Origin of the sequence: Streptomyces sp. NPDC001717 (assembly GCF_042892775.1) — a bacterium.
Taxonomy (GTDB): domain Bacteria; phylum Actinomycetota; class Actinomycetes; order Streptomycetales; family Streptomycetaceae; genus Streptomyces.
Window position 1 is genome coordinate 570,064 of sequence record NZ_JBIAUK010000002.1, and the last position, 14,374, is coordinate 584,437.

Annotated in this window: 11 protein-coding genes; 3 read left to right on the top strand and 8 right to left on the bottom strand. The window is 74.4% G+C overall.

The genetic code is table 11. The features are described 5' to 3' along the window. Positions 1-50 precede the first annotated feature (50 nt). Entirely contained in the window at positions 51-1,220 is a 1,170-nt protein-coding gene (locus ACFYZL_RS07145; RefSeq protein ID WP_384747050.1) for an amidase family protein, read from the bottom strand. 131 nt (positions 1,221-1,351) lie between these two features. Continuing rightward, complete coding sequence (locus ACFYZL_RS07150; protein ID WP_388676824.1) at positions 1,352-1,759, bottom strand: hypothetical protein; 408 nt, start codon at positions 1,757-1,759, stop codon at positions 1,352-1,354. A gap of 47 nt (positions 1,760-1,806) precedes the next feature. Between ACFYZL_RS07150 and ACFYZL_RS07155 the strand changes: the two genes are divergently transcribed. Together ACFYZL_RS07155 and ACFYZL_RS07160 are read left to right on the top strand one after the other, a co-directional pair. Next, the gene (locus ACFYZL_RS07155; RefSeq protein ID WP_384747048.1) at positions 1,807-2,019 is read left to right on the top strand and encodes a hypothetical protein; all 213 of its coding nucleotides are present in this window, start codon (positions 1,807-1,809) and stop codon (positions 2,017-2,019) included. 295 nt (positions 2,020-2,314) lie between these two features. Next, positions 2,315-4,366 carry a hypothetical protein gene (locus tag ACFYZL_RS07160; protein WP_388676827.1) on the top strand — a complete coding sequence of 684 codons (2,052 nt, stop codon included), beginning with the start codon at positions 2,315-2,317 and terminating at the stop codon, positions 4,364-4,366. Positions 4,367-4,501: 135 nt separating this feature from the next. Here the strand turns inward: ACFYZL_RS07160 and ACFYZL_RS07165 are convergent, their stop codons facing one another. The 3 genes from ACFYZL_RS07165 to ACFYZL_RS07175 all read right to left on the bottom strand — a co-directional run bounded on the left by ACFYZL_RS07165 (position 4,502) and on the right by ACFYZL_RS07175 (position 7,221). Continuing rightward, positions 4,502-5,116, bottom strand: coding sequence for a hypothetical protein (locus tag ACFYZL_RS07165; RefSeq protein WP_388676830.1), 615 nt, complete (start codon positions 5,114-5,116; stop codon positions 4,502-4,504). A 306-nt stretch (positions 5,117-5,422) separates the two neighbouring features. Then, positions 5,423-6,664 (bottom strand): FAD-dependent oxidoreductase, encoded by a 1,242-nt coding sequence (locus ACFYZL_RS07170; RefSeq protein ID WP_388676833.1) that lies wholly within the window; start codon positions 6,662-6,664, stop codon positions 5,423-5,425. A 116-nt stretch (positions 6,665-6,780) separates the two neighbouring features. Continuing rightward, positions 6,781-7,221, bottom strand: coding sequence for a hypothetical protein (locus ACFYZL_RS07175; RefSeq protein WP_384747042.1), 441 nt, complete (start codon positions 7,219-7,221; stop codon positions 6,781-6,783). Between the two features lie 138 nt (positions 7,222-7,359). Between ACFYZL_RS07175 and ACFYZL_RS07180 the strand changes: the two genes are divergently transcribed. After that, complete coding sequence (locus tag ACFYZL_RS07180; protein WP_388676836.1) at positions 7,360-9,867, top strand: MDR family MFS transporter; 2,508 nt, start codon at positions 7,360-7,362, stop codon at positions 9,865-9,867. On the opposite strand, the gene ACFYZL_RS07185 is transcribed toward ACFYZL_RS07180, so the two are convergent. The 3 genes from ACFYZL_RS07185 to ACFYZL_RS07195 all read right to left on the bottom strand — a co-directional run bounded on the left by ACFYZL_RS07185 (position 9,854) and on the right by ACFYZL_RS07195 (position 14,090). Beyond that, a complete protein-coding gene (locus ACFYZL_RS07185) occupies positions 9,854-11,110 on the bottom strand; it encodes an anhydro-N-acetylmuramic acid kinase (protein WP_388676839.1) in 1,257 nt (418 codons plus the stop codon). The two genes, ACFYZL_RS07180 and ACFYZL_RS07185, sit on opposite strands and share 14 nt — an antisense overlap. Beyond that, positions 11,107-12,387 carry an MFS transporter gene (locus ACFYZL_RS07190; RefSeq protein WP_388676842.1) on the bottom strand — a complete coding sequence of 427 codons (1,281 nt, stop codon included), beginning with the start codon at positions 12,385-12,387 and terminating at the stop codon, positions 11,107-11,109. Before ACFYZL_RS07190 ends, ACFYZL_RS07185 begins: the two co-directional genes overlap by 4 nt. 176 nt (positions 12,388-12,563) lie before the next feature. Further along, positions 12,564-14,090: a hypothetical protein gene (locus tag ACFYZL_RS07195; protein WP_388676845.1), complete on the bottom strand. Its 1,527-nt coding sequence runs from the start codon at positions 14,088-14,090 to the stop codon at positions 12,564-12,566. Positions 14,091-14,374 lie beyond the last annotated feature (284 nt).

Consider the following 14,374-nt stretch of genomic DNA (forward strand, 5'->3'; position numbering starts at 1 on the left):
CCGCGTCGACCAGGGACGAAGGCGCCGTGTTCTGTCATGTACCCAGCATCTCACCGAGCGGGCCGCTCAGCGCCGGTCGCCGTGTGGTGCCATCTTTCGGCGGCGTCGAGCAGTGCGGCATCCGCGTGCCGGCGGGCGATCAGGTGGAGGCCGGCCGGCTCGCCGTTCGGGGTCCTTCCGGCGGGGAGGCTGATCGCCGGGTGGCCCGAGAGGTTGAAGGCCCAGGTGAGTGCCACGCTCATGCGCGTTCCCGGGCCGTCGTGGCCGTGTGGCGGGTGCGGCGTGGTGGGGGTGGCGATGAGGTCCGCTGCTTCGAAGGCCTCGTACAGGGCCTGCTCGTTGGCCCGGATCAGCGCCTCGGTGTCCCGGTCGGAGGCGCCGGCGCGCAGGGCGGTCCAGGCCGGAGCCGGGTCGCGCAGTCGGACCGTACTCCGGACGAGGCCGCACAGTCCGGCGGATGCGATCCGGTGCAGGGCGCGGCGGGCGGTGTCCGCGATGTCCGGGTCGGTGTCGGCGTACCCCAGGGTCGGCGTCCAGAGGACCGTGGGCGTTCCGGTCGCCGTCGACGTGGCGGCGGCGACGGGAGCGACGGCGCGGAGGTAGGCGGCGGCGTCGGCCGCGGTGCGGGTGAGCACGCCGGGGCTGTTGAGGCCGGCTCGGTCCGGGGCGGGCAGGAGGCCGTTGGTGGGCTTGAAGCCGATGACGCCGCACCAGGCGGCGGGAATGCGTACGGATCCGGCCCCGTCGGATCCGGTGGCGAGCGGCACGATTCCGGCGGCGACGGCGACCGCGGACCCGGCCGACGATCCGCCCGGGGACCAGGCGGGGTCGAGCGGGTTGAGCGTGGGGCCGCGGTCGGTGGATCCGTAGGTCTGGTGGGCGGTACCGGCGCACGGTACGGAGGTCGCTCCGATCGGCACGCAACCGGCGGCGATCAGGCGCCGGTTCTGTACGGAACGGACTCCCTGGCTCGCCTTGACCGCGATCGGCACCCCGGCCAGGGGCAGGCGGGTCCCGCCGGCCCGCGAGGCGTCGACCTCGGCGGCCAGGGCCCGGGCGGATTCGGGCCACATCGCTGTGAAGGCGCGCAGGGCGCCGTCGCGTTCGGTGCACACGGCCAGCGCGGTGTCGACGACTTCGCCCGCCGTGACCTCGCCGCGGTTGACCAGGTCGGCGATTTCGGTGGCGGAGAGGCGTGCGTACGCGTGCGCGTCGAGCATGCGGACCCTTCCGGTCTCGGGGTGTCGGCGCGGGGAACCGGCGCGGGGTGAACGCGCGTGGTGTTGGCGCGTGGTGTTGGCGCGTATGCCCATCGGCCGGGCCGTGAGGGGCGATTCCGCCCGGCCGGGCCTCACCCTCCCCCTGGCACCGCCAGCCCCAGCAGGCTCCCGGCGTCCTGCGCGAGGCGTGTCCTGGCGTACTCGTCCCCGGCCAGGTGGTGGAGCAACTGCTGCTGGAAGAGACCGTCCAGCATCGCGTACGTCGCGGCCGGTGACGGCGCGACCTTCGTTCCCGACAGCTCCGCGTACCGGGTGACGATGCGCCAGATCATGCCCTGGAGCGTCCCGGCGATCTCCAGGACGTCCGCGCGGAACGACTCCTCGAACAGCGCCTGCGAGCGCAGGTCGTACCAGAGCCGGTGCATGGCGGCGTCCTCCACCAGCGTCTCGGCGAGGCCCGCGGCGAACCCCGCGCGCAGTTCGCCCGCCGGAACGAGCTCTGTGCGGTGGCAGTTTGACGAACCCCCCTCCCTTGACAAGCGTCCAAGAAACTTTGGGCAGTTGTCCAAGAATATCTTGACGACTGGTGGGCCTGCCGGACGACGAGTGGGGCGAGCGCGTGACGGCGGCCCTCCAACTGCGGCCGGGCGCCGTGCTGGAGGCGTCCGAGGCGATCGGCTTCGCCAAGGGGCGCATCGGCTCGGTCAAGGCGCCGAAGCAGGTGGAGATCTGGCCGGACCTGCCGCGCTCGAAGGTCGGCAGAGTGCTCAAGAACGAGGTCGAGCGACGCCTCGCCTGAACGGCCGCGACGGCCGCACCGCACCGCGGCCATCGCGTCCCGCCGGCCGGCGTGACACCGCGGTCCTCCCGCCGTCCCGTGTGCGTCATGGCCCCCGGAGGCGGCGCACGGTTCCGGACACCGGGTCGGGCGAGTGATGGACGTTTTGCTCTCGGGCGGGTTGTCTTTGCGCGCTCTGGAAGGCGTCCCAGGACTTTTCGGACGCCGGCCGAGGTGCTGATGGGGCAGCGCCCACACGGCACAGGGCGGGGGCGCGGGCAGGGGGAACTGCCCGCGGACGACAGGGGGCGAGCTCATGGCCAAAGCAGGACGTCCGCAGGGAGCGCCGAGAGGCAGATCGCGCGCTGCGAACGAGCTGGCAGCGCTGCTGCGCGAGGTGACCGCCGGCTTGACGGTGCGGGAGCTGGCGCAGCGGTTCGGAGGTGGCAAGACCGCCTGGAGCGAGTACCGGTCCGGGGCCCGCGTGATCCCGCTCGGGCGCCTCGGCCTCGTCATCAAGGAGTGCGTGCGCGATCCGCGCGGCCGTCAGGAGTCATTGGCCAGGGCCCGCCGGTTGCACGATCAGGCCCTGACGGCGAAAGCGGAGGCCGAGGCCAGTCCCGAGCCCGGTCTGGAGGACGCGCTGCGCCGGGCCCAGGAGGACCTCGCCGCTTCCGGCCGGTTGGTGGAGGGGCTGCTTGCGCTGATGACGATGCTTCGGGAACAAGCCAAAGCCGAACGGTCGGGGAGGACGGAAACCTCGGAGACCGGCACGAAGACGGGGACGGGTACGGGTGCGGGGGGACCGGTTGGCGACGAGCCCGAGTACGGGCCGTCGGCGGAACCGCGCATCCGGCTGGACGAGGTGCTCGACCAGCTCGTCGCCGCCCGGGCCGTCGAGGAGTCCGCGCGGCAGGCGGTCGCCGATGTCCGGGCCCAGTGCGACGGCGCCCACCGGCTGCCCTGGCTGCCGGTGCCGACAACGGAGACGCAGACGGAGACGGGGGACGCGGTGCTCCGCACCGGGGACGACGTCCCGGGGACCACGGCGGTGGACCTGACCCTGTCCACCGAACTCGCCCGCGTCCACCACCTCGTGGCGCAACAGCGGGAGGACGCGCACTGGCTGTGGCAACGGGCCCGGGGCGGCCGGCCGTACTCCGACGTCGTCGAGGGTGTCGTGCTGGAGCGGCTCGACACCCTGCCCGCCGTGTACTCGCCGGTTCCGCCCGGACCACACGGGCCGCGGCCCACGGGCCGGTTCTCACCCGGCCGGGCCTCGCTCGCCGTCCTGGCGGTCTCCCTCGTCCTGGCTCTCGGCGCGGGCGCCGCCTTCCTCGGGATGGTCCTCGGACGGCAGGACATCGTGCTCGGCGTCGGAGGCGGCTCGACACCGCTGCCGCTGCCGTCCGGACCCGTCGCACCGGGCGCGAAGCCCACGACGCCGTCCCCTTCTCCCTCGCCATCGGTCACGCCGTCGCCCTCGCCCGCCGTGCCCCGGACCGTCCCCTCGCGCACTCCGCGCGATCCGGATCCGGTCCGCCCCACCGCCCCCGTACAGCCACCCTCCGCACCGGCCCCGGACGGGCCCGGCACGGCCTACGCCGTCTCGCCGGACCGCCACAGCGTCCTGCGGTGGACGGGACGGGAAGGTTCGTGGAAGGTGATCGGTCCGGCGGCCGAGCACGTGTACGCCGGGGCGGCGGGACTGTTCACCACCAATCCGGGTGACGGGCGCATCTTCAAGTACGACGAGCCGTCCAGCTCGTGGTCCCAGATCGGCTTCCCCGGGGAGCAGTTCGTGACCGCGGGCGACGGCCTGTACGCGATCACGGAGCACCGGGACGCCGTGATGCGGTGGACGGGTCTGGGCGCGGAGTGGGTCCCCATCGGCGGTGCCGCCGCCCGCCTGTACGCCGGCGGCGCGGGCCTCTTCGCGACCAGCCCGACTTCCGGCGCCCTGTTCCGGTACGCGGGTTACGGCGATTCCTGGGTGGACGCCGGGGGACCCGGCGCCGATTTCGCCGTGGGAGCGGACTACGTGGCCCGTATCTCTCCGGACGGCAAGGAGATCTGGCAGGCCAATGCCAAGGGCAGCAACTGGCGCCCCATCGGCGGCCCGGCCCGGAAGCTGTACGCCGGTGGCGCCGGGCTCTTCGCCGTGGACGCGACCACCGGCCGGATCCTCAAGTACGACGGCGCGCCGGGATCCTGGACGCCGATCGGCGCGGCGGGCATCGACCTCGCCGTGGGCGACCACTCCGTGTACCGCATCGCCGACGGCCTGGCCGTGTCCCGCTGGACGGGGAACGGAGAGCAGTGGACGCCGCTGGGCATCTCCGCCAGCTCCATCGCCACGGTCGGCTGAGCAAGGCAGCTCGGGGCGGGCCGGCGGCAAGGCGGGCGGCCGAGCGCGCGGCAAGGCGGGCGGCGGTGCGGAGAACCGCCTCCGCCCCGCCGCCCGCCCCGGCCGTCGGATACAGCCGTCAGTCAGTCACAGCTGTCAGTTCCAGACGGTGCAGGCGATGTTCCAGCCCCACTGGGGGTTGCCGTAGGGGTCGCCGAAGTTCGGGTTGGCGCCGCAGGCCCGGATCCGGTAACCGGGCCCGTCGTAGTAGGCCGTACTGGTACTGGTGTGGACGCCGGCCGGCACCTGATAGTCCTGCCAGGGGTCCCAACTCGCCTGACCAGGGCGCCAGATGTCGAGGTACAGGGCCTCACCGTCGCCGTAGAGCCAGGCCTCGCCCCAGGCCCAGTCGTGTCCGTCGCTGCCCGTGAAGACGTTCATCTGCACCTTGCTGGTATGCCCGTTGATCGTGAACGAGGCACGGTAGGTACCGGCGTTGGCGAGGCCGGCGTGCGCCGTACCGTCCGGCACCCGCTGCCGGCCGATCTCGACGTGGCGCGGTTCGGTCGCGTTCCGCTCGCCGGTGGCTGCCGGAATGCGGATGCCGGTGGACGCCGCCGCGTCCGCCTCGGTACGTACCGACGTGTGCCGGTCTCCCTGGGAACCGGCCGGACCGGTCTCGGTGCCGGAAGCGTGCGCCGGGCCCGCCAGGGCGAACGCGCCGAGCAGCGCGGCCGCCCCGGCCAGCATGCGAATGCGTATCTGGGACACAAGTCCTCCTAGGACCGTGGTCTGTGGTCTGCCGTCCGGCCGGTTGCGGGCCCCTGCGTCCTCCCCCGTGGGTGTGCCGGTGCGGCACGGACACAGGGGCCCCGACCGGACGACTGCCGTGAACGGGCAGTCGTCGCTGCCCCCGTCGGCACCGACCTTGACAGCCGCGGGAATTGGCCGTGCGGGCCCTGTCCGGAGCGCCCAGCTCATCGGGGGTGGCGGCGTCGGACAACGCCGGGTTGTCCGCGGACAACCCGCGCGGACCCCGCGCGCGGCCCCGCGCATGCGCCTCGAACTCCGGGGCGGTCAGCCGCTCGTGCGGAGCGATTCCTTCGGCGGGCGCTCGCGCAGGGCCCCGTAGGCGAGGAAGTAGGCCGGCAGTCGGTTCAGCCAACGTGACTCGGTGACGAGTCCGGTGAGCCGCGCGGCCCGCCGGGGGTTGCCGAACGCGACCCGGCCGGCCAGCAGCGGTTCGATCACCTGGGCGTGGGCGAGGCGCTGGAGGCCCTGGGTCGCCACCGTCGTGGGCAGTCGGCGGTACTGCACGCGGCGTACGTCCTGGAGTCCGACGGTGCCCTCGCGCAGCGGGCGCACCAGGTGGCGGGCCGCGGCGACGGCGTCCTGGACGGCGAGGTTGATGCCGATGCCGAACACCGGCGACATGGCGTGGGCGGCGTCGCCGATGCACAGCAGCCCGGGGCGGTGCCAGCGGCGCAGCCGGTCGAGTCGGACGTCGAGGAGTTTGACCTCGTCCCAGGAGGCGAGGGAGTGGGTCCGGTCGGCGAGCCAGGGGGCCGCCTGCGCGAACCGGGCGTTGAAGCGATCCAGCCCTTCGGCGCGGCGTTGGACGTCGGTGCCCTTGGGGATGAGCGCCGCGCACTGCCAGTAGTCGCCGCGGTCGATGAGCGCGGTGAAGAAGCGGTCTCCGAGGCCGCCCACGAGGCCGCTCGGGTCGTCCTCCCGGCGTGGCAGCCTGAACCACCACGCGTCCATGGGGCAGGGAAAGCCCTCCAGTCCGAGTTCGGGCAGGTCGCGTGCCAGTGAGCCCCGTCCGTCGCAGGCCACGGTCAGCGTGGCGCGGAGCTCGCCGACGGACCCGTCGGCCGTGCGGTAGCGCACGCCCGTGACCCGCCCGCGCTCGGTGATGAAGGAGGTCGCCTCCGTGTTCATGCGCAGCGTGAAGGAAGGCTCGCGGCCGGCCTCGTCGGCGAGCAGGTCGAGCAGGTCCCACTGCGGCACCATCGCGATGTAGTTGTACTTCCCGTGCAGCGCCCCGATGTTCCCCACCGTGACGAGGGACCGGTCCGGGCCGATGGGCAGCTGCACCGAGGTCACCCGGCGCTGCGGCAACGCGGCGAACCTGTCCGCGAGGCCGATGGCGTCCAGCAGGGACAGGGTGGAGGGGTGCACGGTGTCGCCGCGGAAGTCGCGCAGGAAGTCGCCGTGCTTCTCCAGTACGGTCACCTCGACCCCGGCGCGGGCCAGCAGCAGGGCCAGCACCATCCCGGCGGGCCCACCGCCCACCACACAGCAGCCCGTACGCTCCACGGCAACCACTCCCTCTCACCGGCATCGGGTAGGCCTCACAGGACGTATACCGCACCGGCGGTGGTGGGGGTGGTAGCGCGACTCCGTGCCGCGGCCGAGCGCGGGGGTGCCACGGGTCAGCCGAGCGCGGGGCTCCGCAGGTCGAGCGAGAGCCGGTTTCCCCAGTCGTTGGTGAAGACGGCACTCGTGCCTTCGTAGCGCACCCCGACGAACGGGTTGGAGTGGAACATCACGGCGATCCAGCGGGGGGAGCCGCCTGCGTCGAGGCGGGCGAGGTAGCCGATGTTGCCCATGCCGCCGCCCCCGCCGGACATCCGCCCGGAGCCGTCCGGCAGCGGACTCTCGAAGTAGGTGTCGACCATCTCGACGCCGTCTTCCTCGATGGCCCGGAGCACGTCCAGAGGCCCTCCGAAACGGAAGGGAATCGGCTGCCCGGCATCAGGGTGGTAGGCCCCCGGACCGTCCACGTGCAGTTCCGTGCCGGTGTCGTCCCGGCGGTACAGCCCGTCGCGCAGTGGCATCTCCCCGGCCCGCCAGAGCTCCTCGACCGTCCCCATGCCCCCTCCCGCCCTCGGCTGCCGCACGCGTCGGATCCGCAGTCCGACCGCGCGCGGAAAAGCCAGAGCGTACCTTCCGGGTACCGGCATCCGGGGGAGGGGTCCGCCGCCGCCGGGCAGTTGGCATACTTCGCTCCCGTGGACCAGTTGATCGCAGCAGACCCGACCCGCATCGGCCCGTACCGTTTGATCGCCCGGCTGGGTGAGGGCGGCATGGGCCTGGTCTATCTGGGCCGTTCCGAGGGCGGGCGGACCGTCGCCGTGAAGGTCGTACAGGCCGAGCACGCCGGGCACCCCGAGTTCCGCAGGCGCTTCGCACGCGAGGTGGCCGCAGCCCGGCGGGTGGGCGGGGACTGGACGGCCGCCGTGCTCGACGCCGATCCGGAGGCCGCCGTGCCGTGGGTGGCGACGCAGTACATCCCGGGGCCGGACCTGCGGACCGTCGTCGCCGAGGACTTCGGGCCGCTGCCCGAGTACTCGGTCCACACGCTCGCCAACCGGCTCGCCGTCGCCCTCCAGGCCGTGCACGGGGCGGGCCTGATCCACCGTGACCTGAAGCCGTCCAACGTGCTCGTCACCGTCGACGGCCCCCGCGTCATCGACTTCGGCATCGCGCGCGCGATGGACAGCCTCACCGGGGACAGCCTGCACACCCGCACCGGCATGCTGATCGGCTCGCCCGGCTTCATGTCCCCGGAGCAGGTCCGGGGCCGCGAACTGACCCCGGCCAGCGATGTCTTCTGCCTCGGTGCCGTCCTGGTGTACGCCGCCACCGGACGGCTCCTGTTCGGCGCCGCCGACTCCGGGCTGAACGCCCACCTCTTCCGGGTCGCCGAGGAGGAACCGGACCTCACCGGAGTCCCGCAGCCGCTGACCGGTCTCGTACGCGCCTGCCTGGAGAAGGACCCGGCCGCCCGGCCCACCCCCGGGGAGGTCGCGGACCGGACGGCGGTGGACCAGGCCGAGGAGTGGCTGCCGGGCACGGTACTGGCGCAACTCGGTCGCCGTGCGGCCCGGTTGCTGGACTGGGCCCCCGAGACGCCCGCCGCCGGCCCTGCCGCGGAGCCCGCCGCGCGGCCGGACCCTCGCGTCCCCTCCGTCCCGCGCCAGCACCAGCACCAGCACCAGCCGGTGCCGACGCCACCGCCGTACGCGCCCGCTCCCCCGCCGTCCGCGCCGTTCGTCCCCGCGCAGGGCTTCGGGCCGCCCCCGGCCGCCCTCGCGGATCCGGCGGCACCGCACCCCAGGCGCTGGTGGGGCCTCGGCGTGATCGCCCTGACACAGCTGATCGTGTTGCTCGACGTGATGGGTTTCAGCACGGCCCTGCCGTACGTCCAGTCCGATCTCGGCTTCGCGAGCGACGGCTTCAACCCGATCACCGCCTACGTGCTCGCCTTCGGCGGGCTGCTGCTCCTCGGCGGGCAGATCGCCGACCTCCTCGGCGCCAAGCGGGCCCTGATCATCGGACTGAGCGGCTTCGCGCTGGCCTCCCTGCTCTGCGGCTCGGCCGGCGATCCCGTCCTGCTGAACACGGCGCGCGCCCTGCAGGGCGCCTTCGCCGCGCTCCTCACCCCGTCCGCACTGTCCTTGGTGTCCACCGGTTTCACCGACCCGAGGGAACGCGCCCGGGCCTTCGGGGTCTACGGGGCGATCACGGCCGGCGGCGGGGCCCTCGGACTCCTGGCGGGTGGCTGGCTCACGGAACTGGCGTCCTGGCGCGTGTCGCAGTACCTGTGCCTCCCGCTCGCGGCCATCGCGCTGACCGGCGCGGCCACCCTGCTGCCGGGCCGCCCGCCCCGTGCCGGCGCCCGCTCCGACTGGCCCGGCGTGCTGCTCGGTTCCGCCGGACTCGCCGCCCTGATCTACGGCATGGGCGAGGCGGGGCGGCTCGGCTGGGCCGCTCCTCTGGTCCTGGTTCTCGTCGCGGCGGGCGTGCTCCTGCTCGTGGCCTTCGTGTGGCGGCAGGCCACGGCTGCCGGCGCGCTGTCTGCCGGAGACCGCGGCGGGGACCGCGACCGGCTCGGCAGCGTCGTGGCGCTGGCCCTGAGCGGCGTCGGGTTCCTGGCGCTGCTCCCCGCGCTCGCCCTCTCCATGCAGTACGTCTTCGGCTACGCCCCGGGCATGGTCGCTGTGATGCTGCTGCCGCTGGCCGCGGCGGCCGTCATCGCCGCCACGCAGGTCTCGGCCCGTCTGCAGCACCGCACCGCGCCCCGCGTGCTGATCGTGTCGGGCCTGGTGACCGCCGCGGCCGGGCTGCTGGTCCTCGGCTTCGTGGACTCCGGCAGCGCGTACGGTCCGCATCTGGTGCCCGGCATGGTCCTCGCCGGTTTCGGCGGCGGCCTGGCCTTCGGGCCGCTCTACGCCACCGCCACCTCCGGCATCGCCCCACAGGTCTCCGGCGCGGCCTCGGCGCGCGTCCTCATGGGCCGGCAGCTGGGAGAGACGAGCGGTGCGGCGCTGCTCGTCGCACTGATCAGCGCCCGGCTGGCCGCTTCGTCCGAGGACAGCCAGTCCGAGGAGATCATGCACGGTTACACCGACGCCCTCTGGTGGTCGGGCGGCGCCCTGCTGCTGGCGGCGCTGGTCGTGGGCCTGCTGGTCAAGGCCCGGGCCCCCAGGGCGGCCGCCGACGTCAACGCGCGGTGAGCGGCGCCGGGTCGACCGTGAGGGTGCGGGGTGCCTGCGCCGGTGGTGCGGGCAGGTGCAGCGGCGCCCGGCCCGGGGTGATGCTGCCGAGGACCCGGGGGCCCTCGGCGCCCGTGCACTGCGGGAGGGTGCCCGGCAGGCCGTGCAGGGTGAGCCAGCCCAGTACCGCGAAGGCGTACGCCTCCTTGGCGGCGCTGGGCAGCCCGAGCGCGTCCGAGGTGCGCAGGCGTACGTCGGCTCCGAGCTCCCGCCGGAGTGCGGCCATCAGGGCGGGGTTGCGGGTGCCGCCGCCGGAGGCCAGTACCTCCGTGACGCCGAACGGGCGCAGCGCGTCGGCGACCGTACGGGCGGTGAGCCGGGTGAGGGTGGCCAGTACGTCGGGGGCGGCGAGTGGTCCGACCGCGTCCAGGGCCGTCCGCAGATAGCCGGAGTGGAACAGTTCCCGGCCGGTGGTCTTGGGCGCGGGCAACCCGTAGTACGGCTCGGCGAGCAGTCGGTCGAGCAGTGGTCGGTGGACGGTGCCTCGTGACGCGAGGCGGCCGTCGGTGTCGTGGTCGAGCCGCCCCGCGGTGAAGTGGCGGGCGGCGGCGTCGAGGAGGGCGTTGCCGGGCCCCGAGTCGAAGGCCGCCGGGGTGCCGTCGGGGGTGAGGACGGTGGCGTTGGCGATGCCGCCCACGTTCAACGCGGCCGGAACGCCCGGGCGTCCGCGCAGCAGCATGCGGTCGATCAGTCCGACGAGGGGCGCGCCCTGCCCGCCGGCGGCGACGTCCCTGGTCCGGAAGCCGGAGACGACCGGCAGTCCGGTCGCCTCCGCGATCCACGCGGGTTCGCCGATCTGCAGGGTGCCGTGCACGCGGCCGCCGTCCGCCCAGTGGAAGACGGTCTGGCCGTGGGAGGCGACCAGTTCGGCCCGCCCCGCGCAGAGCTCGCGATCGGCCCGGACGGCGAGCCGGGCGAAGGCCTGCCCGATGTGGGTGTCGAGGCGGCACACGTCGGCGAGGGTGGTGCGGCCGGGCGGCAGCGCCGCGGCGAGCGCGTGGCGCAACTCGTCGTCGTACGGCGCGCTGACCATGCCGAGCGGGGTCAGGCGCAATGCGGTGCCGTCGTGGGTGATGTGGGCGGCCGCGGCGTCGACGGCGTCGCAGGAGGTGCCGAACATCAGGCCGATGACGGTGGTGCGCGTCGCCTCGGGGGTGGGCGGTGCGAAGTGCCGGGCCGTCGCGGTCACACGCCTACGGGTCATGTCAGGGGCCTCAGGTGGTCGTCGGGGCGCAGGGTGAGCAGAGCGGGGACGGCCAGGGCGCAGGCGCCCGCCGCGTAGAGGGCGGGGACGTCCGGGTTGCCGGTGTGCCGTACGAGCGCGGTGACGATGAGGCCCGCGCAGCCGGCGAAGACGGCGTTGGAGAGGGCGTAGGCCAGTCCGAGTCCGGTGCTGCGCACCCGGGTCGGGAACATCTCCGCGAGCAGGGCGGGCCCGGGCCCGGCCAGCAGTCCGATCATCGCGCCGGCCGCCGCCAGCAGGAGTGCCTTGGCGGCGACGGGGGTGCCGGGGTCGCGCAGCAGGTGCAGCAGGGGCAGGGCGGTGAGGACGACGAGGAGGCTGCCGGTGAGCATCACGGCCCGCCGTCCCACGCGGTCGCTGAGCGCACCGGCGGGCAGGATCGCGGCGGCGAAGCCCAGGTTGGCGACGAAGCCGGCGGCCAGGGCCTGCCGGAAGCTCGTGCCGAGGGTGGCCTGGAGGTACGAGGGCAGGACGACGAGGAAGGTGTACCCGGCCGCGGACCAGCCCATGATCCGCCCGATGCCGAGCAGGACGGCGCCGGGCATCCCCTTCGGAGCCGGGCCCTCCAACCGGATCGGGTGTTCCGGAGGCAGCGGTGGTGGGACGGATTCCGGCAGGCGCAGGCGCAGCCACAGGGCCACGGCGCCCAGGGGCAGGGCCAGCAGGAAGGGGACGCGCCAGCCCCACGCGTACAGGGCGCTCTCGGAGAGCAGGGTCGCCAGTCCGGCGGCGAGGCCCGCGCCCGTCAGGAGCCCGAGGGCGACGGTGAACGACTGCCAGGCGCCGTGGCGGCCCCGCCGGCCGGGCGGTGCGGTCTCGGTCAGCAGGCTCACGGCGCCGCCGAACTCGCCTCCGGCAAAGAGGCCTTGCAGGCAGCGCAGCAGGGTGAGCAGCCAGGGCGCGAGGGCGCCGATGGCGGAGTACGCGGGCAGCACGCCGATCAGGGCGGTCGCACCCGTCATCAGGGAGACGGCGAGGACGAGCGCCGGCCGGCGGCCCGCCCGGTCCGCGAGTCGGCCGAAGAGCAGGGCGCCCAGGGGGCGGAAGAAGAAGGCGATGGCGAAGGCGGCGTAGGCCGCGATGAGCGCCTGACCCCCGTCGCCGCCTTCCGGGGTGAAGAAACGGGCGGCGATGACGGTGGCGAAGGAGCCGTAGACGCCGAACTCGTACCACTCCGCGAAGTTGCCGACGGATCCGGCGACGAGGGCGTGCCGGACGTTCGGCGGTCGGACGGGCACGGGGGCTGCCGCGGCGGACACCGCGGGCCGGCTGTTCGGGCGGGAAGCGGGACGGGCCACGGAGGCTGGCTGCCCGGGCGCAGTCCTGGCGAAGCCCGGCGCGGCCGGATTTCAGCGGATCGGCCGCACGACCGCACCCCGGTGCGTACTCGTGCCGGGGTGCGGCCCTGCGGGAGTCAGCGCGGGCCGGAGCCGTTGATCGCGCGCAGCGCGGTGCGGGCGGCGGCGCACAGTTCGTCGTCCTCCGGTACGGAACGCCAGGTCCCGTGCCGGACCGGCCGCTCGTCGGCGTCGAGGAACGCCCTCAGGGCGGGCTCGGCGGGGGCTGCGGGCGGGCCGATCTCGGCCAGGAGCCTCACCGTTTCGGTGACCGCCGGATAGGCGCCGCCGCCCTCGGCGAACGGGGCGATGGCCCGGACGAGGACGGGCACGATCTCGTCGGCCCGTCCGGTGGTCCTCCACAGCGCTTCGCAGACGCGGAGCGGCAGCCATCCTTCCCGGTGCACCGGGAGGAGTTCGCGCAGTCGCTCGACGTACGGGGTGCCCGCCGCCCCCAGCTCCCCCAGCAGGGTGACGGTGTCGTACTGGCCGTACGGTTCGCCGAGGCACGGGAGCAGCAGGGCGAGCGCGGGATCCCGGTCGCCGGTCAGCCGTCCGTAGGCGAGCGCGAGGGCACGCGGTGCGAACGACTGGCCCTCGGGCGGGGCGTCCAGCAGTGCGCGCAGCCGCTGCCGGGGCACGGCCTGCGCGGCGGCAGGCCCGATCGCGGCGAGGGCGTCCAGTGCCCACACCGCGCCGTCGGTGTCCAGGAGAGCGATCAGTTCCGGGATGGCGGGGGCGGCGGCCTCACCCCACGACTGCAGTGTCCGGCAGAGCGCTCGACGCTCGTCGAGGGCGGCGGCGGCGGTGAGCCGGGCCCGCAGCGCGGGCAGCAGCAGGTCGGCGTGGGTGCCGAGGCCTGCGGCGGTCTCGGTCAGGCTGAGGTCGTACGTCCACCACCCGTCGGAGTGGGACGAGTCGTACGCGAACCCGAGCCGCTCCCCCGACAGGCGCCGCGCCAACGGCGGCGCGCAGCGCGCGTCACCGAGCCGGGCCAGAGCCCAGATGGCATGGGTCTGAGCCGGCAGGAACGGCTCGCCGTCGTCCGTCACCATGTCCGCCAGCGAGTCCGCCCAGGGGTGTGCGGCGTGCCCGCACATACCGAGGACGCGGGCGGCGAAGAGCCGGTTGTCGGGTTCGGGGTCGGAGAGCAGCCGCGCCACTCCCGGCAGCAGCAGCGGTACGACGGAACGCCGGCGGCTGAGCATGTCGGCGGCGGCCCGCAGTGCGCCCGCGCGCACGGCGGCGTCCGGGTGCGCGAGCAGTTTCCCGGTCACGTCCACCCGTCCCGCGTGGTCGTCCCCGAGCAGACCGAGGGCCCAGACGGCCGTCGCCGTGATCGAACGGCCCCCGGGTGACCACGTGGCCGGATCGCTGCCGAACAGCACCTCGGACACCGTCCGCGCGTACGTGTCGTCGCCGTCGTCCTGGCCCGGCAGCGCGCGCCGCAGGGCCTGGACGGTGGCGAGACGGATCGCCGGATCGGCGGCGTGGACGAGCTGCCGCAGCCAGTCGAGGGAGCCGTCCCGCTGGGCGTCGGCGTGGGAGACCAACGAGCCGACCGCGGCGACGAGTCGGATGCCGGCGTCCCGTTCCCGCTCCACGGTCCACGGTCCACCGTGCCCGCAGCGCCGCGATCACCTCGTCGGCGCGGTGGTGGGCTTTGGCGAGGGTGTCCGCGACGGCGATCCGGAGCCCGGTCGCCGGGTCGTCGAGCAGCGGCAGCAGGTCCGTCACCGCCCGGTCCCAGGCGGCGGGCCAGGTCCGGGTGACGGAGCGGGACGCGGAGGTGTTCGCCGCATGGGCCAAGGCCCCCACGAACTCCAGGAGTTCACGGCGGACGACCGGGTCGACGGCCGGATCCGCCGCGGCCCGGAGCACGTACGGG